The 17,649-nt window shown below is 74.3% G+C and carries 18 protein-coding genes; 10 read left to right on the top strand and 8 right to left on the bottom strand.

All coding sequences use genetic code 11. The features are described from left to right. Nucleotides 1-5: 5 nt before the first annotated feature. The 3 genes from ACFVU7_RS27680 to ACFVU7_RS27690 form a co-directional block, all read right to left on the bottom strand. A complete protein-coding gene (locus tag ACFVU7_RS27680; protein ID WP_387828955.1) occupies nucleotides 6-1,268 on the bottom strand; it encodes an MFS transporter in 1,263 nt (420 codons plus the stop codon). 209 nt (nucleotides 1,269-1,477) lie between these two features. After that, nucleotides 1,478-1,645 carry a hypothetical protein gene (locus tag ACFVU7_RS27685; protein WP_181970379.1) on the bottom strand — a complete coding sequence of 56 codons (168 nt, stop codon included), beginning with the start codon at nucleotides 1,643-1,645 and terminating at the stop codon, nucleotides 1,478-1,480. A 149-nt stretch (nucleotides 1,646-1,794) separates the two neighbouring features. Next, nucleotides 1,795-2,253: a PaaI family thioesterase gene (locus tag ACFVU7_RS27690; protein ID WP_388047692.1), complete on the bottom strand. Its 459-nt coding sequence runs from the start codon at nucleotides 2,251-2,253 to the stop codon at nucleotides 1,795-1,797. Between the two features lie 398 nt (nucleotides 2,254-2,651). Here ACFVU7_RS27690 and ACFVU7_RS27695 point away from each other — a divergent pair, with 398 nt between their 5' ends. From ACFVU7_RS27695 to ACFVU7_RS27730, 8 genes are all read left to right on the top strand, one after another. Beyond that, nucleotides 2,652-3,371, top strand: a complete 720-nt coding sequence (locus ACFVU7_RS27695) for a Phenylacetic acid catabolic protein (protein WP_181970378.1) — start codon at nucleotides 2,652-2,654, stop codon at nucleotides 3,369-3,371. A gap of 48 nt (nucleotides 3,372-3,419) precedes the next feature. Continuing rightward, the gene (locus ACFVU7_RS27700) at nucleotides 3,420-4,538 is read left to right on the top strand and encodes a radical SAM protein (RefSeq protein WP_388047694.1); all 1,119 of its coding nucleotides are present in this window, start codon (nucleotides 3,420-3,422) and stop codon (nucleotides 4,536-4,538) included. Nucleotides 4,539-4,624: 86 nt separating this feature from the next. After that, nucleotides 4,625-4,879, top strand: coding sequence for an acyl carrier protein (locus ACFVU7_RS27705; RefSeq protein WP_049652425.1), 255 nt, complete (start codon nucleotides 4,625-4,627; stop codon nucleotides 4,877-4,879). Continuing rightward, nucleotides 4,876-6,126 (top strand): beta-ketoacyl-[acyl-carrier-protein] synthase family protein, encoded by a 1,251-nt coding sequence (locus tag ACFVU7_RS27710; RefSeq protein ID WP_388047696.1) that lies wholly within the window; start codon nucleotides 4,876-4,878, stop codon nucleotides 6,124-6,126. The genes ACFVU7_RS27705 and ACFVU7_RS27710 overlap by 4 nt, the downstream gene beginning before the upstream one ends. Further along, the gene (fabI, locus tag ACFVU7_RS27715) at nucleotides 6,126-6,938 is read left to right on the top strand and encodes an enoyl-ACP reductase FabI (RefSeq protein WP_388047698.1); all 813 of its coding nucleotides are present in this window, start codon (nucleotides 6,126-6,128) and stop codon (nucleotides 6,936-6,938) included. Before ACFVU7_RS27710 ends, fabI begins: the two co-directional genes overlap by 1 nt. After that, on the top strand, nucleotides 6,935-7,894 hold the full coding sequence (locus ACFVU7_RS27720; protein WP_388047700.1) for a 3-oxoacyl-ACP synthase III family protein: 960 nt from the start codon (nucleotides 6,935-6,937) through the stop codon (nucleotides 7,892-7,894). The genes fabI and ACFVU7_RS27720 overlap by 4 nt, the downstream gene beginning before the upstream one ends. After that, the gene (locus ACFVU7_RS27725; protein ID WP_388047702.1) at nucleotides 7,891-8,832 is read left to right on the top strand and encodes an alpha/beta fold hydrolase; all 942 of its coding nucleotides are present in this window, start codon (nucleotides 7,891-7,893) and stop codon (nucleotides 8,830-8,832) included. The genes ACFVU7_RS27720 and ACFVU7_RS27725 overlap by 4 nt, the downstream gene beginning before the upstream one ends. Before the next feature lie 23 nt (nucleotides 8,833-8,855). Continuing rightward, nucleotides 8,856-10,436 carry a long-chain fatty acid--CoA ligase gene (locus ACFVU7_RS27730; protein WP_388047704.1) on the top strand — a complete coding sequence of 527 codons (1,581 nt, stop codon included), beginning with the start codon at nucleotides 8,856-8,858 and terminating at the stop codon, nucleotides 10,434-10,436. An 86-nt stretch (nucleotides 10,437-10,522) separates the two neighbouring features. Here the strand turns inward: ACFVU7_RS27730 and ACFVU7_RS27735 are convergent, their stop codons facing one another. The 4 genes from ACFVU7_RS27735 to ACFVU7_RS27750 all read right to left on the bottom strand — a co-directional run bounded on the left by ACFVU7_RS27735 (nucleotide 10,523) and on the right by ACFVU7_RS27750 (nucleotide 13,919). Beyond that, the gene (locus ACFVU7_RS27735; RefSeq protein WP_049652417.1) at nucleotides 10,523-11,623 is read right to left on the bottom strand and encodes a branched-chain amino acid aminotransferase; all 1,101 of its coding nucleotides are present in this window, start codon (nucleotides 11,621-11,623) and stop codon (nucleotides 10,523-10,525) included. 162 nt (nucleotides 11,624-11,785) lie between these two features. Then, nucleotides 11,786-12,562 carry an NAD(P)-binding domain-containing protein gene (locus ACFVU7_RS27740; protein ID WP_388047705.1) on the bottom strand — a complete coding sequence of 259 codons (777 nt, stop codon included), beginning with the start codon at nucleotides 12,560-12,562 and terminating at the stop codon, nucleotides 11,786-11,788. Nucleotides 12,563-12,673: 111 nt separating this feature from the next. After that, nucleotides 12,674-13,516: a universal stress protein gene (locus ACFVU7_RS27745; protein WP_074003118.1), complete on the bottom strand. Its 843-nt coding sequence runs from the start codon at nucleotides 13,514-13,516 to the stop codon at nucleotides 12,674-12,676. Between the two features lie 10 nt (nucleotides 13,517-13,526). After that, on the bottom strand, nucleotides 13,527-13,919 hold the full coding sequence (locus tag ACFVU7_RS27750; protein WP_375877642.1) for a DUF302 domain-containing protein: 393 nt from the start codon (nucleotides 13,917-13,919) through the stop codon (nucleotides 13,527-13,529). Nucleotides 13,920-14,223: 304 nt separating this feature from the next. Between ACFVU7_RS27750 and ACFVU7_RS27755 the strand changes: the two genes are divergently transcribed. Then, entirely contained in the window at nucleotides 14,224-16,281 is a 2,058-nt protein-coding gene (locus ACFVU7_RS27755) for an ATP-binding protein (protein ID WP_388047707.1), read from the top strand. A 104-nt stretch (nucleotides 16,282-16,385) separates the two neighbouring features. On the opposite strand, the gene ACFVU7_RS27760 is transcribed toward ACFVU7_RS27755, so the two are convergent. Continuing rightward, the gene (locus ACFVU7_RS27760) at nucleotides 16,386-16,601 is read right to left on the bottom strand and encodes a hypothetical protein (RefSeq protein WP_380782290.1); all 216 of its coding nucleotides are present in this window, start codon (nucleotides 16,599-16,601) and stop codon (nucleotides 16,386-16,388) included. Between the two features lie 329 nt (nucleotides 16,602-16,930). Between ACFVU7_RS27760 and ACFVU7_RS27765 the strand changes: the two genes are divergently transcribed. Then, nucleotides 16,931-17,548 carry a TetR-like C-terminal domain-containing protein gene (locus tag ACFVU7_RS27765; RefSeq protein ID WP_049657543.1) on the top strand — a complete coding sequence of 206 codons (618 nt, stop codon included), beginning with the start codon at nucleotides 16,931-16,933 and terminating at the stop codon, nucleotides 17,546-17,548. Nucleotides 17,549-17,649: the final 101 nt, after the last annotated feature.

Genomic DNA, 17,649 nt, shown 5'->3' on the forward strand with positions numbered 1-17,649 from the left:
TCTGCTCAGCGGCGGCGGGCGCGGGCGACCATCACCAGGAAGGCGAGCGCCAGCACGATCGGGACGGCGTGTGAGACGCCGACCACGGTGAGCGGGCTGAGCACCGCGAGCAGCGAGCCGCTCAGCAGCATCCCGGTGCCCATGCCGACGTTCTCGGCGGAGGTCAGGATGCCGAAGGCCTCGCCGCGCCGCTCGTCGGCGAGGGCCTGGATCCGGGTGGTGTAGGAGATCTCGGTGAAGCCGTCGCCGAGGCCGGCGCCGATCGCGACCAGCAGGAAGAGCGGGGTCGGCAGGTCGGTGAAGACCAGGATGAAGCAGGCGGACATCAGACAGGTGCCCAGCGCGAAGCCGCGCTCGCCGGGCTCGATGCCCCGGCGCAGCATGAACCGGGAGACCAGCTGCTGGGCGCCGAGGTTGCCGATCGCCCAGGTGGCCCAGAAGGTGCCGAGCAGGGCGGCCGGGTTGTCGGGCGACGACTGGTTGGCGAAGACCGGCAGGCTGATGTTGTGGGCGGAGGAGCCGAAGGCGTCCAGCAGCCGGATCCCCGCCATGGCGCCCACCACGGGGGCGGCCCGCAGGACGACCAGGGCCTGCCAGCGGGGGCGGCGCTTGCCGGTTGTCGGGGCGGGATCCTCCGGCGGGGTCGCGGGCTCCTCCGCCTTCGCGGCCCGGGTGGGCAGCGGCAGCCGGACCACCAGCGCCCCGAACAGGACGAAGCTGGTCGCGTCGATGAGCAGCGCGGCCCGGAAGCCGGCCCAGGCCACCACCACGCCCGCGGAGGCGAAGCCGAGCACCATCGCGGTGGAACGGCAGCTCGCCATCAGGCTGTTGGCGCGGGCGCGGCGTTCGGCGCCGACCATCTCGGGGATGCTGGTCCGCAGGGCGACGGCGGCCACGGCGGCGGCGCCGCCGAGGACCACGGCGAGCGGGTAGAGGACGGGGATGCGCAGCGAGGCCGGGACGAGGGCGACGACGACCAGCGCCAGCGCCTGGGCCAGGGCGCAGCCCGTCATCAGCCGCCGGCGGTCCAGCCGGGCCACCAGCCGTCCGGCGACCAGCCCGCCGGCGAGGCCGCCGGACAGTCGCAGGACGAGGTACCCGGCCGTGCCGAGCGCGTTCCCGGAGGCCTCGTAGGCGAACAGACTCAGCGCGACGAGGTCGAGCTGGCTGCCGTAGGTGTTCAGGGCATCGCCCGCGGCCAGCCGGTAGAAGGGCCGGGGCAGCTTGGTCGTGGCGAGTTGCGGTGCATCCAGTGCGGTGTCCGGCACGGTATTCCCCCCGGGGACGCCGTAGGGCGGCTCAGTGTGACATTGCACCGCAACCTAGAGGTGACCGGTCCGTAGATCAATACCGAGATCGTCTCCTGTCCGAAAGATCGTGAACTCGGCCGACTTACTGTCACCTTTTACGCCACGCTGGCCAGTTGTTGGCGTACGGACGGGAGTGCGCTCCGGGTGGGGGCGGGCGCGGGGTGGGATCAGCTGCGGCCGAACAGCCTGCCGAGCCAGCCCTTGCCCTTGCGGCCCTGCTCGGCGCAGTCGCACCGGGCGGACTTCGGCACCCCGGCCAGGACCTGCTCCACGTGCATTCCGCACCCGGCGAAGCCCGGCTTCCCGCAGGTGCGGCAGGCGACTCGTCGGCACATGTCGTGCTCCGTTCTCCGGGCTCCCAGGGGCGGAGCCATGCCGCCAATATACCCCACCCCGTATTCGTGATGTCGGATTCGTCCGGCCGCCGGGGTCGGAGCGGCGGCAGGGCGAAGCCGTGGTGCGGGGAGCGGAGGGAAGGGGGCCGTCAGGCCGTCTCGGGGCGGGCCGGCGGGATCGCGTAGGTCAGCGTGGCGCTGGCCACCAGGACCTCGTCGGCGTCCAGCAGTTCGGCCAGCACCACGCACAGCCGGCGCCCGAACTTGGCCGTCCTGGCGTGCACGCGCAGCGCCCCGGGCCGCGGCCGGTTGAGGAAGCTGATCTGCAGCGAACTGGTCAGCGCCATCAGGGTGGGCCCGAGCCGGGCGTTGATCAGGAGGAACGCGGCCAGGTCGCACAGGCCGGCCTGCTCCGGGCCCGAGACGGTGCCGCCCGGGCGGGTGCGCAGCCGGTCGCCGTCCACGGCCATGGTGAGGGTCCGGCCGTCCACCCCGGTCACCCGGCAGGCGGCGTAGTCGGGGAACTGGCCGGTGATCAGGTCATTGAGCTGATCGGGGCCCAGGAGGACGTCGACGGTGGCGACCGCCGTGTTCGAGTCGGTGGTCATGGGGCTCAGCGTAACCGTCTGCCCGGTGGTGCGCCCGGGGCGGTCCAGGCCCGCTTCCGGCCAGCTTCGTTTGCCGTGGTCAACCGCCAAGATCCGTTGCGGCCATGATAATTGCGCATGTCCTGGCGGTGTCGTGACGGCCGGAACCGGCCGCTCCGGTGCCGTCCGGTGGCCGAATCCGCTCGGCACGATTCGTAAGGGACCTTGTTCGGCCCAAAATGCAGCACCTACTCTCCGAGGAAGTTCAGCGGAGCCGATGCGGAACTCCGCCGGCCGCTGGGGGGCGGCGTCATTTTCCTTGTGGTCGTCAGGGGCCTCGGTGGAAAACGGGCCCCCACCCGTTCATGCCCGACCATGTCCTGCTTCAGAGTCCTGCTTCAGAGACGGGGTGTTGCGCCATGGGTATTTCCATTCTGGACGACGAGGCGGTGGTGGTCCGTACTCCCGACGAGTTCCTGGCGATGCCGGAGGAGTACCGGGAGATCGCCATCCGCGGCATGGTGGTCAACACCGAGGGCGAGCTCTCCGGCGGCGACGACTACGTGCAGGTCTTTCTGCCGCTGGCCCCCGACGCGGAGGAGCGGCAGGTCTGCGCGGAGCGCGCCGCCGAGGAGTACGACCACTACAAGATCGGCAAGCGGGTCCTCGCGGAGGTCGGCGTGGACACCACCTACATGGAGAAGCAGACCCTGGCCGACCGGAACCTGTTCCGCGCCCAGGAGTTCCACACCTGCACCACCTGGGCCGAGCGCGGGATCTTCTCCTACATCGGCGAGGAGACCGCGATGGTGATGATCTCCGAGTTCGCGCAGAGCAGCTACCGGCCCTGGGCCGACGCGGTGCGCACGATCATCCTCGACGAGAAGGTGCACATCGCCCACGGCGCCCGGGTGTGCCGCAACCTCGCCGCCACCGACGACGGCCGCGAGCAGCTCCAGCAGGCCCTGGACCGGCTGTGGCCGACGTTCATCCGGATCTTCGGCAGCCCGCGCTCCGAGCGCGCCAGGCTGGCCGTCCGCTTCGGCCTGCGGCAGACCACCAACGGCGAGGCCTGCGACCTGTGGCGGGAGAAGGTCACCCCGCGCATCAAGAACCTGGGACTGCGCCTCCCGGAGTAGCGGGAACAGCAGCACGCCGATCCCGCCACTCCCGAGGAGCCCATCGCCATGGCAACACCCGTCACCATCGAACAACGCCCGCTGAGCCGACGCGAGGCCAAGGCGCGCACCGCCGAACTCATCGCCGACCGGCCCGACCTGGCCGAACGCCTGCACCGGCTGCGCCGGCTGGGGCGCGAGGTCCGCTCCTGCGAGGTCCACCTCACCAACACCTGCAACATCCGCTGCAAGGGCTGCTGGTACTTCGAGGGCGGCTTCGACACGGCCGTCAAGGAGCTGTCCGACCTGGACCGCATCCGGGCCTTCGCCCGCAAGCTGGCGGACGACGGCGTCAACCAGGCCACCCTGATCGGCGGCGAGCCCACCCTCGTCCCGCGCCGGGTCGAGGCCTTCGTCGAACAGCTGCCGTACATCACCATCTCCACCAACGGCCTGCGCCCGATGCCCAAGCAGGGCTTCGAGAAGATCGCCATCGCGGTCAGCATCTTCGGCGGCGGCCCGCTCGACGACGACCTGCGCGCGATCCGGGTCAACGGCTCCAAGTTCACCGGCCTGTTCGACACCGCGCTCAAGCACTACCGCGACGACCAGCGGGTGCTGTTCATCTACGCGCTCTCCGAGGCCGGGGTCGAGCACATCGAGCCCACCGTGCGGAAGATCGCCGAGAACGGCAACATCGTCACCTTCAACTTCTACAGCGAGCACGGCACCGAGACCCCGCTGAAGATCGCCAACGAGCAGCGGGTGCTGGACGAGGCGCAGCGGGTCAAGGACCTGTACCCGCAGGCGGTGGTGAGCCACCCGTACTTCATCCGGACCCTGGTCACCGGCCGGACGCACTGGGGCGGCCGGTTCGGCTACGACGTCTGCCCGAGCCTCAGCGTCGACGCCCCCGAGCACGAGGACCGCGTCGCCAACGGCAACCCGGTCATCCCCGGCTTCAACGTCTGGGGCGCCGACTACGAGTCGCTCCAGTTCTGCTGCACCTCCGGCGACTGCGGCGGCTGCCGGGACAGCCAGGCCGTCTACAGCTGGCTGGTGGTCAGCGCCAACCGCTTCCTGGACGACGCCGCCCGGCTGGAGCAGTGGCTGGACATCGCCGAGAGCTACTGGCAGCAGTGGCACTGGTCCCCGTACCACGCCAGCAAGGCGGGCCCGGCGCTCTGAGCCCGCCCCCCCTGCCCGCCGCCCGTACGGCACCGCCCGTACGTCCCCCGCACCGCCACCGCCGCCCCGCGCGGACGAGGAGAGCCATGCCCGACACACTGGACCGCACCGCCATCGAGAACTTCGTCGTCGACGCCCTCGTCGACCTCGGCGTCGAACGCGAGGGCATCGTCGACGACGCCGCCCTGGACGAGCTGGAGATCGACTCGCTCGACATGGTCGAGCTCAGCCAGTCCATCCGCAAGCAGCTGGGCATCCCGGTGAAGCCCAAGGACTTCGACCAGCTGTACACCGTCGGCGAGGTGCTCGACCTGTGCCGCCGGAAGGCCGGGCTGGAGTGAGGCCCCGGGCCGTCGTCACGGGCCTGGGCGCGGTGACCCCGCTGGGCGTGGGCGCCGACGAGCTGCACCGGCGGGCGGTGGCCGGCGAGAGCGGGCTCGCCGACGGGCTCGGACTGTGCCGGGACTTCCGGCCCGCCGACCACCTGTCGCGCCAGCAGATCCGCCGCACCGACCGCTTCACCCAGCTCGCGCTCGTGGCCGCCGCCGAGGCCCTGGCCCAGGCGGGATGGACGGACGGCCCGCCGCCCTACCCCGCCGAGCGGGTCGCCTGCGTGGTGGGCTGCGCGCTCGGCGGGACGGCGAGCTTCGAGACGCAGGCCGAGGTGCTCCGGCAGCAGGGCGGGGAGTTCGTCTCCCCGCTCATGGTGCCCGCCATGATGGCCAACGCCGCGGCCTCGCAGATCGCCCAGCGCCACGGCCTGCGGGGCGAGGCGCTCTGCCTGGCCTCGGCGTGCAGCAGCGCCACCCAGGCGATCGGCACCGCCCTGCTGCTGCTCGCCGCCGGAGCCGCCGACGCCGTGGTGGTCGGCGGCGCCGAGGCCTCCACCTCCGAACTGGTGCGGGCCGCCTTCCGCACCGCCGGGGCGCTCTCCGAGAGCGGCCGCTCGGTGCCCTTCGACCGCGACCGGGACGGCCTGCTGATCGGGGAGGGCGCCGGAATCCTGGTCCTGGAGACCGAGGCCGGCGCCGCCGCCCGCGGCGCCACCGTGCTCGGCGAGGTGCTCGGCTACGGCTCCACCTGCGACGCCCACCACCTCACCGCCCCGGACCCGACCGGCGGGCCCGCGGCCCGCGCCGTCACCCTGGCGCTCGAAGCGGCCGGCGTCGCCCCCGGGCAGCTCGGCTACCTCAACGCCCACGGCACCGGGACCGTCCTCAACGACAGCTCCGAGTGCGAGGCGCTGCGCCTGGCGCTCGGACCGGCCCTGGACGCCGTCCCGCTCTCCTCCACCAAGTCCTGCACCGGCCACCTCTTCGGCGCGGCCGGCGCCGTGGAGGCCATCGCCACCCTGCAGGCGCTGCGCCACGCCACCGCCCCGCCCACCGTCGGGCTGCGCGAGCCCGACGAGAAGCTCGGCCCGCTGAACCTGATCCGCCACGCCACCCCGCTCGCCGCCCCCGCCCTGCCCGGCGGCCGGCGGGCCGGGCTCTCCACCTCCTTCGGGTTCGGCGGACACAACGCGGCCCTGGTGCTGGCGGCGGCCGACGCACCCGGTACGACCGGTACGACGAAAGGCCAGGAGTGATGCTCGGCTTCCACGGACGCCGCTATCTGATCACCGGGGTGCTCAACGAGGACTCCATCGCCTGGCACACCGCCAGGGCGCTCCAGGAAGCGGGCGCCGAGGTCCTGCTCACCGGCTTCGGCCGGGCCCGGCGGATCACCGAACTGGCCGCGGACGTCCTGCCCCGCCCCGCCGAGGTGCTGGAGCTGGACGTCACCCGGCCCGAGGACTTCGCCCGGCTGGCCAAGGAGCTGGAGCAGCGCTGGGGCGGGGTCGACGGCGTGCTGCACGCCGTCGCCGCCGCCCAGCAGACGGCGCTGAGCGGCAACTTCCTCACCACCCCGCCGGAGGCCGCCGGCCTCGCGCTGCGCACCGCCGCCGTCTCCCTGCACTCGCTGGCCACCGCGCTCGCCCCGCTGCTCAGCGCGGACGGGCGGCGCGGCAGCGTCGTCGGACTGGACTTCGACGCCAGCGGCGCCTGGGCCGGCTACGACTGGATGGGCGTCAGCAAGGCGGCGCTCGGCGCGGTCTGCCGGTACCTGGCGATGTACCTCGGCCCGTCCGGCATCCGGGTCAACCTGGTGGCGGCCGGCCCGGTGGAGACCGTCGCCGGGCAGGCGATCAGCACCTTCGACCGGATCGCCGACCGCTGGCAGGCCGAGGCCCCGCTCGGCTGGGACCGCACCGACCCCGCCGTGGTGGTCGGACCGGTGCTGTTCCTGCTCTCCGACCTCGCCGCCACCGTCAGCGGGGAGATCCTGCACGCCGACGGCGGGATGCACGCCGTCCGGATGGGCACCGGACCGGCCTTCGCGAAAGGAGGCGCGGCATGACGCCCGCCATCGTCGGGGTGGGCGCCGCCCTGCCCGAACGCGTCGTCCCCAACGCCTACTTCGAGCGGATCGGCGCCTCCCCGGAGTGGATCGTCAAACGGACCGGCATCGAGGAGCGCCGCTTCCTCCCGCCGGACGGCCGGCTCGCCGACCTCGTGGTGGCCGCCGCCGAGCAGGCGCTGCGCAGCTCCGGGCGCACCGCGGCGAGCATCCGGCACGTCGTGGTCGCCACCATCACCCCCGACCGGGTCACCCCCGGGGTGTCGGTGGAGGTCGCCGCCCGGCTCGGCATGCCGCAGGCCACCGCCTTCGACCTGCACGCGGCCTGCGCCGGGTTCGTCTACGGCCTGGACCACGCCGCCGCGCTGATCGAGACCGGCCGGGCCGGGGCGGTGCTGGTCTGCGGCGCCGACGCGCTGACCCGGATCACCGACCACGAGGACCGCGGCACCGCGGTGCTGCTCGCCGACGGCGCCGGCGCCGCGGTGGTCGCCGACGTGCCCGGCGCCCCCGACCCGTGCTTCTCGCTCGGCAGCGACGGCGAGCAGATCCCGCTGCTCTACGCCGACCGGGACGACCGCAAGCTGCGGATGGACGGCCGGGAGGTGTTCGACCACGCGGTGGAGAAGATGTCGGAGGCCACCCGGGAGGTGCTCACCCGGCGCGGCCTGACCTGCGAGGACCTCGACCTGTTCGTCGCCCACCAGGCCAACGCCCGGATCGTGCGCGCGGTCGGCAAGGAGGTCGGACTGCCCCCGGAGCGGCTCTACCTGAACGTCCACCGGGTCGCCAACACCTCGGCGGCCTCGATCCCGCTGGGCCTGACCCACGCCCGCGAGGAGGGCCTGCTGGACGGCCCGAAGCTGCTCGGCCTGGCCGCGTTCGGGGCGGGCATCACCTGGGGCGCCGGGGTGATCGGCTGGCGGCCCGGCGCCGGCGGGGAGGCGGAGGCGTGAAGACCCCCCGGTTCCCCGTGATCGCCGAGATCGCCGCGCCGGACGGGGCCCGGATCACCGTCCGGGCGCTGGCCCGGCCGGAGCCGGCCGCCCCGGTGGTGGTCGTCCTGCCGGCGATGGGGACGGCCGCCCGGCACTACACCCCGCTGGTCCGCGCCCTGCACGCGGCCGGGCTCAGCGTGGCCACCTGCGACCTGCGCGGCCACGGCGAGAGCCGGCCGGTGCCCCGGCACGGGGTCGCCTTCGGCTTCCGCGAGCTGGTGGAACAGGACTTCGGGGCGGTGCTCGACGCGGTGGCCGGGGCCTTCCCGGGCGCGCCGCGCCTGCTGCTCGGGCACAGCCTGGGCGGGCAACTGGGCCTGGTGCACTGCGGGGTGTTCCGGCCCCGGCTGGCCGGCGCGGTGCTGGTGGCCAGCGGATCGGCCTGGTACCGGACCTTCGGCGTACGGGCGGGCCTGCGGCGGCTGGCGCTGAGCCAGTTCTCGATCGTCGCCTCGGCCGTGGTCGGCCACTGGCCGGGCGAGCGGTTCGGCTTCGGCGGCCGGGAGTCGCCCCGGCTGATGCGGGACTGGGCGCGGCAGATGCGCACCGGCCGCTACCGGGTGCGCGGCGCGGTCACCGACTACGAACGGGCGCTGGCCCGGGTCGACCTGCCGGTGCTGGCGGTGGACGTGCAGGGCGACGAGCTCGCCCCGCCGCGGGCCGTCGACCACCTGTGCGCCAAGCTTCCCTCGGCCCGGGTGGAGCGCTGGAGCTACACCGCCGAGCAGGCGGACGGCCGGGCGCTGGACCACTTCCGCTGGATCCGGCACAACCGGGGCCTGGTGGAGCGGATCGCCCCGTGGATGCTCGCCGCCGCCGAGGCCGCGGGCGGCGCTGCGCCCGCCGAAGCCGGAGCGGACGCGGCTCCGCACGGCGGCGTCCGCCCGACCGTATAGGGACCAGACCGAGGAGTGCCCGCATGTCCGTCGTCCCCGCCCCGTCCGACCGCAGCGCCGACCTGCCGCCCGGCGCGCCCGGCCTTCCGCACGGCATCCCCGACCTGCTCACCGCGACCGCCGCGCGCTGCCCGGCCCACCCCGTCCTGCGGCTCGACGAGGAGGTGCTGAGCTTCGCCGACCTGGAGGCGCGCAGCGCCCGGGCCGCGCACTGGCTGGCCGCGCTCGGCGTCGCGCCCGGCGACCGGGTGGCCGTCCTGCTGCCCAACGTGCCGGAGTTCGCGGTGCTGTACTACGGCATCCTGCGCGCCGGGGCGGTGGTCGTCCCGATGAACCCGCTGCTGAAGGCCCGGGAGATCGAGCACTGCCTCGGCGACGCCCGGCCCGCCGTGCTGCTCGCCTGGCACACGGGCGACGAGGAGGCGGCCGAGGGCGCGCGGCGCACCGGCACCCGGCTGGTCGCCGTCGAGCCGGCCGCCCTGGCGGCGGCGCTCGCGGAGCAGCCGGCCCACCCGCCGACCGCCGCCGGGGGCCGCGGGGGAGAGGACACCGCGGTCATCCTCTACACCTCCGGCACCACCGGGGCGCCCAAGGGCGCCGAGCTGACCCACCGCAACATCGTGTGCAACGTGCGGGCCGGTATCCAGGTGCTGGGCCTGGTCGAACGGGACGTGATCTTCGGCGGGCTGCCGCTGTTCCACTCCTTCGGCCAGGTGATCGGCCTCAACTGCGCGGTGGCCGTCGGGGCCTGCCTGACCCTGGTGCGGCGCTTCGACCCGCTGGCCGCCCTCGCGGTGATCCAGCGCGACCGGGTGAGCGTCTTCCTCGGCGTGCCGACCATGTACACCCTGATGCTGACCCACCCGCGACGCGCCGGGCACGACGTCTCCTCGCTGCGGGTGTGCCTGGGCGGCGGCGCGCCGATGCCGCCGGAGGTGCTGCGCGGCTTCGAGACCGACTTCGACTGCGTGGTGCTGGAGGGCTACGGGCTGTCCGAGTCCTCGCCGCTGGCCTGCGCCAACCGCAGCGACCGGGAGCGGATCGCGGGCACCATCGGCATCCCGGTCGAGGGGGTGCGGATGCGGATCGTCGACGAGTCCGGCCGGGAGGTGCCGGACGGCACGGTCGGCGAGGTGGTGATCCGGGGCCACAACGTGATGAAGGGCTACTGGGGCCGGCCGGACACCACCGCGCGGACCGTCCGGGACGGCTGGTTGCACACCGGGGACCTCGGCACCCGCGACGAGCGGGGCGACTTCCGGATCGTCGACCGCCGCAAGGACGTCATCATCCGCGGCGGCTTCAACGTCTACCCGAGGGAGGTGGAGGACGTGCTGTACGAGCACCCGGCGGTGGCCGAGGCCACGGTGATCGGCGTCCCCCACCCCACCCACGGCCAGGAGGTGGCCGCCGCCGTGGTGCTGCGCGAGGGCGCCGCGGCGACCCCGGAGGAGATCCGGGGCTTCGTCCGGGAGCGGGTGGCCCCGTACAAGTACCCGCGGCTGGTGTGGACGGTCGACGCGCTGCCCAAGGGGCCGACCGGGAAGATCCTCAAGCGCGAGGTCGTGGTGCCCGCCGCCGAGCCGGGCCGGCCCGGGAGCTGATCGGGCCCGCCTTGGCTGGTCGGGCCCGCTGGAGCCGAGCGGCCCCGGCGGGGTGGGCGGCCCGGTCGGGGCCGCCCACCGGGAGGTCAGACCACCCGGCGCATCCAGCCGTGGACGTCCTCGGCACGCCCGTACTGGATGTCCAGCATGTGCTCGCGGATCGCGAGGGTCTGCTTGCCGGGCGTGCCGGTGCCGATGGTGAACGCGTAGCCCTCGCCCTTGGACTCGCCCTTGAAGCCGACGATCGGGGTGACCACCGCGGCCGTCCCGGCGGCGAACACCTCGGTGACCGTGCCGTCGGCGGCACCGGAGCGCAGCTCGGAGAGGGTGATCGGGCGCTCCACCGGCGTCAGCCCGAACTCGCCCGCCAGGGACAGGATCGAGTCCCTGGTCACCCCGTCGAGGATGTTGCCGAGGGCGGGGGTGACCAGCTCGCCGGCCGAGGTGACCAGGCACAGGTTCATCGTGCCGGACTCCTCCAGGTCCCCCTCGCCGCCGGTGTCGTCCAGGAACAGCACCTGGTCGCAGCCGTTCTTCCGAGACTCGATCTGCGCGGCCAGGCTGGAGGCGTAGTTGCCGCCGCACTTGGCGGCGCCGGTGCCGCCCCGCCCGGCGCGGGTGTAGTTGCTGCTCACCCAGAGCGTGATGCCGGTGACCCCGCCCGCGAAGTACGGGCCGGCCGGGCTGGCGATGACCGAGTAGGCGATCTGCTCGGCGGGCCGGACCCCGAGGAAGGCCTCCGAGGCGAACATGAACGGCCGCAGGTAGAGGCTCTTCTCGTCCGGGGAGCTGGGCACCCACGCCTCGTCCGCGCGGACCAGCTCCTCGACGCTGGTGAGGAAGTCCTCCTCCGGCAGCACCGGCAGGGCGAGCCGCTCGGCGGAGCGGGCGAAGCGGCGGGCGTTGAACTCCGGGCGGAACAGCCAGACGCTGCCGTCGGCGTGCCGGTAGGCCTTCAGCCCCTCGAAGATCTCCTGGGCGTAGTGCAGCACGGCGGCGCTCGGGTGCAGCGAGTACGGCGCCAGGGCGGTGACCTTGTGGTCGTGCCAGCCCTCGGCGGGCGTCCAGGTGGCCGAGGCCATGTGGTCGGTGAAGAACTTGCCGAAGCCCGGCGCGGCGAGGATTGTGCGTCGCTCCTCCTCGGAAACGGGACCGGTCGTCCGGGACAGAGGGAAAGCGCGACTCATCGTCAACTCCTCAACACCGCTGTGGATTCTGTGCGAACCGACGCCAACGACCGGCGTCATACCCGTCATGCTAACGGTCGTCAGCCGGACGTGATACGGCGCGGTCCGGTCGGGTCCGGAACTGTGGCCCTCCCCGGAGCCCGCGGCTCCGGAATTCCCGCCCTACCGGTGGCCGCCGTGGAGGTCGCCGACCAGGCCGTCCAGGGTGCCGCGCAGGGCCCCGGAGTTCGCCTGGTCGAACCAGGTGGTGCGCACCCGCTCGTTGCTCCCGCCCGGGGTCTCGTGCTCGGCCGCGAGCCGCTCCAGCGAGCGGGTCCCGTCGGCCAGGGAGCGGCCGACGTCCTGGTAGAGGCCGCGGACGAAGCGGTCGGCGTCCGCCGCGGGGATGCCCTGGCCGGTGGCCCAGGAGACGAGCGTGGCGAGGAACGCGTAGTGGGTGGTCTGGGTCGAGGTGACCGCGGACAGGACGTTGAGGGCCGCCTCGTCCGCGACCGGCAGCGCCCCGCCCAACAGCTCGAACAGGGCGTCCGCGTCCGGGTGGGAGGGCTGGACGACGGTGAGGCAGCGGCGCTCCCGGACGGTGGGCAGCGGGATCGCGTGGGTCAGCGCGGCGCCGGTGGCCAGCACCCGGCGCAACTCCTCGGAGGCGACGCCCGGGATCACGTTGACCACGACCCGGTCGTCAGGGACGACCAGCCCGGCCAGGGCCGCCCGCCAGTCCTGGCGGCGCAGGGCGACGATCACCAGGTCGGAGCCGTCCACCACCTCCTGGTTGTCGGCGCACACCCGCACGCCGTCGTAGCGCTCCGCCAGCTCGGCGGCGGTGCGGGCACCCCGCGGGGAGAGCAGGACCTCCGGCCCGGGCTCCTCCCCGTGGCGCAGGCCCATCACGATGGCCCGGCCGATCTCGCCCACTCCGATGATGCCGATGCGCTGCACGGTGACTGCCTCCGTCGTCGGTGATGGTCGGACGGAGCACCTTGTCATGCCCGTCGCGATATTCTCCGCAGCAGTCTGACCGCCGCGGCACCCGGTGGCCAGGGGCCCCGGTCAGCCGTGCGGGACGAGGGCGACCGGGCACCGGACGTGGTGGATCGCGGCGTGGGCGACCGGGCCGAGGTGGGCGCCGAGGAGGGTGCGGCGGACGCGGCGGCCGACGACGAGCAGCCGGGCCCCGGCCGCCGCGTCCACCAGGGCGACGGAGGCGCTGCCCTGGATCAGGTCGGCGGTCACCGACACCTCGGGGTGGCGCTCCCGCCAGGGGGTCACCTGCTCGGCGAACCGGGCCCGGTCGACGGAGGCGAGTTCGCCCAGCCCGCCGACGGCCTCGAGTGCCGTGTACTGGCTGGAGACCGGCGGTGACCAGACGTGCACCACCCGCAGCGGAGCCCGGCGCCGGGCGGCCGCGTCGAAGGCGAAGGCCAGCACGTCGTCCATCGGATGGGCGAGGTCCAGGCCCACCAGCACCGGGCCCTCCGACTCCTCCGCCTCGGCCCGGACCAGCACCACCGGGCAGCCCGCCCGGCGCAGCACCTCCTGGCTCACCGAGCCGACCAGGAAGCCGCGCACCGCGCCCAGCCCGCGCGAGCCCAGGACGAGCAGGGCGGCCGACTTGCCGACGGCCTCCAGCGCCTCGGCCGGGTCGGTCGGGACGATCGCCGAGGTGACCGGCCCGTCGCCGGCCAGCGGGCGCAGCTCCCGCGCCCGCAGCTCCAGCCGGTCCAGGGCGTCGCGGTACGTCTCCTCGCTGCCGACCACGTCCCGGTGCGGCCAGGGCCAGGCCTCCAGGAGGTCCAGCGGGCAGCCGCGGCGCCGCGCCTCCCGGGCGGCCCACTCGGTGGCGGCGAGGCTCTCGGGCGAGCCGTCGAATCCGGCGACGACGGGTGCGGTCATGGTCTGCTCCTCATCCGCGCAGCGTGTCCAGGGCGGCGTTCAGCCGCCGCGCCGCCTCGTCCGCGACCTCGCCCAGCCCGCCCCCGGACCCGGCCAGGGCGACCATCGTCTGCGGGTCGACGGCCTCCACCACCGTGGCGTCGCCGTCCGTCCGGACCACCACGTTGCAGGGCAGCAGCAGCCCGATCCGGCGGTCGGCCTGGAGCGCGCGGTGGGCGAGGGCGGGGTTGCAGGCGCCGAGGATCAGGTAGTCCTCGACCTCCGCGCCGATCTTCTCGCGCAGCGTCGTCCGGACGTCGATGGTGGTCAGGACGCCGAAGCCCTGCTCCTTGAGCGCGGCGGTGACCGCCTCCACCGCCTGCGCGAACGGCCGGTCGAGCCGTACGCCGAGACCGTAGTCCATGGTTCCTCCGGGGGTGTCGGGTGGCCTGGGAGGTCGCGGCCCCAGTATCGGCGGGCGCCGCGCCCGCCGCCTCCCGGGGCCGAGCCGCGGCGGTGCCGGTGGTGACGTACGGCGAGGACCGCCGGGCGGTGGCGGCGCGGGTCGGCAGGACCGCCGGGCCCGCGCACGGTCCGTCAGGCGGACGCCGCCGAGGCCCTCCGGCTGTCACGGGGGCCGGCGGGGGGCCGCTGCCTCATGCACCCGGGACAACGGGTGGAGCAGACTTCAGGGATATGCGGGAGCCCGACGACGAAGGGGCGGACTCATGGCTGCGGAGAGCGTGCGAAGAGCCTGGTGGCGGCCTCGGTCCGGTCCTGCGGAGCGACAACTGGCCGCGGCCGGGCTGTGCGCGCTCGTCTGCGTGGTGGCCGGCGGGCTGTGGGTCGGGTACGTGCTGAGCCACCTCGGCGCGCCCGGGGTCTCGGTGCCCACCCACGACCTGGCGGTGCTCGGGTACGGCCTCGCCGCCGTCGCCGGTGGAGTACTGCTGCACGCCCACCGGCCGGGGAACCAGCTCGGCTGGGTGCTGCTCGTGTACGGGGCGGCGACGATCCTCCCAGTCGCGGCCGAGGCCCCGATCTGGGTCGAGGGGGGCGACCCGCGCATGGTCGGGGCGGTGGTGGTGCTGTCGTCGCTGTGCGACACCGTCAGCGGAGCCCTGTGGCACGCGCTGCCGCTGTGGCTGCCGTTCGGGACGCTGCCGAGCAGGCGGTGGTGGTTCGCGATCGGCGCCGTGGCCCTGTGGCGGCTGCCCCCGGCGAGCTACTACGTCTCCGAGCCGACCGTGTTCGGCCGGCCCAACCCGTTCGCGGGCAGCGGCCTCGCGCACCTGCTGCAGGGCTTCAACGACCGGATGCTCGACACCCAGCTCGTCGTGTACGTCGCGCTGACCGTCCTGGTGGTGCTCGTCCCGCTCGCGCGGATCCGCGGGGCGTCCCGGCGGCGCCGGCAGAACGTCCTGATCGGCCTCGGGGTGTACCTGCTGTGGGGCGGGGCCGAACTCGGCTACTACTTCGACCAGGGCACGGCCGCGTACACCGCGTTCGCGGTCACCTCGGCGCTGTGGACGCTCACCCTGGCCGCCGTGGTGGTCCGGGACGGGTCCTGGCGGCTCGACCGGGCCGCCCGGCGGGTGCTGACCGGCCTGCTGGTGGCCGCCGGGCTGGCCGTGGCCTTCGTGGTGGTGGCCTGCCTGCTCTCCACCATGCTGATGCCCGGGACCGGCCTCGGGGCGCTGGTGGTGGTCGCCGCGGTCTTCCTGCTCGCGACCGGCCTGCCCCGGGGCGTGCGCTGGGCCTCCGGCGTCGTCGACCGCTGGTACTACGGCTCGCGCGCCCAGCCGTACCAGGTGCTGCGCAGCCTCGCCGGGAGGGTCAGCCAGACCGTCGACCCGCAGGAGGTGCCGGCCGTGCTGTGCCGCACCGTCAGTGAGGAACTGCTGCTCCCCGGCGTGGAGTTGACCGTATCCACGCGGAGCGGCGAACGGTCGCTGGCGGCCGTCGGGGAGCTCTCCGGCGGCGGCGAGGGCTTCCCGCTGGTGCACCGCGGGGAGCGGATCGGACGGCTCGCCGTCGCCCCGCGCCCGGGGCAGCGGGCGCTCGACGACAGCGACCGCGACATCCTGCGCTCGCTCGCCGACCAGGCCGCGCCCGCCGTCGCCTCGCTCCAGCTGATGGCGGACCTGCGGGCCAGCCGCGAGCGGATCGTCGCCGCCCGCGAGGAGGAGCGGCGCCAGCTGCGCCGGGACATCCACGACGGCCTCGGCCCGCTGCTGGCCGGGCTGCGGCTGCGCCTCCAGGCCGCCGCCGCGGTGGACGACCCGGCGCTCTTCTCCGGCGTGCTGGACCGGGTCGCGGACGACCTCGCCACGGCGGTCCGGGAGGTCCGGCGGATCACCGACCGGCTCGGGCCCACGGCGCTGGGCGACTACGGCCTGTCCACTGCGCTCGGCCGGCTCGCCGAGACCTTCAGCGGCCCGGACCTCGCCGTCGCCACCCGGCTGGAGCCCGACCCGCTGCCGGGGCTGCCCGCCGCCGTCGAGGTCGCGGTCTACCGGATCACCGCGGAGGCGCTCAACAACGTGGTGCGCCACGCCCGGGCGAGCAGCGCCACGGTGTCCGTGCGGGTGGACGCCGGGCACCTGGAACTCGAGGTCGAGGACGACGGGCGGGGCCCGGACCACGGGCTCGCGGTGCACCCGGGGGTGGGGCTGCAGTCGATGTCGGAGCGGGCCGCGGAGATCGGCGGCAGCTGCACCGTGGACGCCCTGCGGCGCGGCACCCGGGTGCACGCGGTGCTCCCGCGCAGGCCCGCGAGCGGCTGAGGGGCTGGTCCTTCCCGGCCCGGGGCCAACGAAGAGGCCCCCGGCGCGACGGGTGACGGCCGGGGGCGGGATCGGTGCTTCCGAGGATGGGGAGGACGAGGGGGTCAATGGCAGTTGGGGGGAGTGCAGCCGTGGGGGTGGCTGCCGGGGGAAGAGCTGCTGCCGGGGCCGGGACGGTGGCTCCGTCCCGCCTCCGAGGCGCTCTCGCCGCCCCGGACCGGGCACTTGCACGCCCGGAGGGCGGCGGCGATGCTCACCGCGGCGAAGACCGCGGCGACGCCGGCGGCCATCAGCGCGGTGTTGGCCGTTCTGTCGGTCATGGGGTCCTCCACGGGGTTCCGCAGGCGGTCCGCTTCAACCCGCACCCCCATGCCACCGCCCGTCCCGCCCCAGCCGCATGAGGCCACGGTCCTGTCCCGGTCCCGACGTGCGGGAACTCCACCGGATCGAACGCATGATCGAAATTCTGTTATGCGGCGTCGGCGGGAACGGGTTCGTTCACTAACATCGACAGTGGCCCCCCGCGATGTCCGTGATATACGAAATGCTTCACCGTGCGCGCGGCCGACCAGGGATTTCCCGGAGATCCGCGGGCGAATGCGGGGAGCGACGGGGATCGAGGAAAGGCGATTGAAGAAGGTGCGCAACCATGACCGCTGAGACGGATACCGGACACGGACCGGTGACGGGCGCCCCGCTGCGGCGGCGCGGCGAGGCGCTGGAGAGCGCCATCTACGAGGCGGTCCTCCAACAGCTCACCACCGACGGCTACGCCCGGCTCACCATGGAGGGGGTGGCCGCCGCCGCCCAGACCGGCAAGGCCGCGCTCTACCGCCGCTGGTCCTCCAAGGAGGAGCTGGTCATGGACGCGCTGCGGGCCAGCCTGCCGCCCTCCGGTCCGGCCCCCGACACCGGCAGCCTGCGCGGGGACCTGCTGGAGGTGGTGACCCGGCTGCGGGCGGCGATGGTCAGCGAGCTGGGCGCCGCGGTGCGGGCCATCATGAGCGAACTCGACCACCAGCGGGCGCACGCCTTCGTGGAGATCGTGCTGGAGCGGGTGGTCGAGCCGACGACGGCGCTGCTCGCCGAGGTGCTGGACCGCGGCACCACGCGCGGCGAGGTCCGCCCCGGGGCGGTCACCCCGCTGGTCACCGACCTGGTGCCGGCGCTGATGCTGTACCGGATCAAGATGTGCGGCGGGGAGGCGACGCAGCTCGATCCGGCGGAGATCGTGGACGAGCTGCTGCTGCCGATCGTCCGCCCCTGACGGGGGTGCTCCCGGGTACGCCGGGAAATCCGCGCGCCGCCGCCGGAACCCCACGGGTGTGTTCCTGTGTTCCGGAGGGAATTCCCGTGGGATTCGGCGAC

It is taken from the genome of Kitasatospora sp. NPDC058046 (assembly GCF_042885595.1).
GTDB lineage: Bacteria > Actinomycetota > Actinomycetes > Streptomycetales > Streptomycetaceae > Kitasatospora.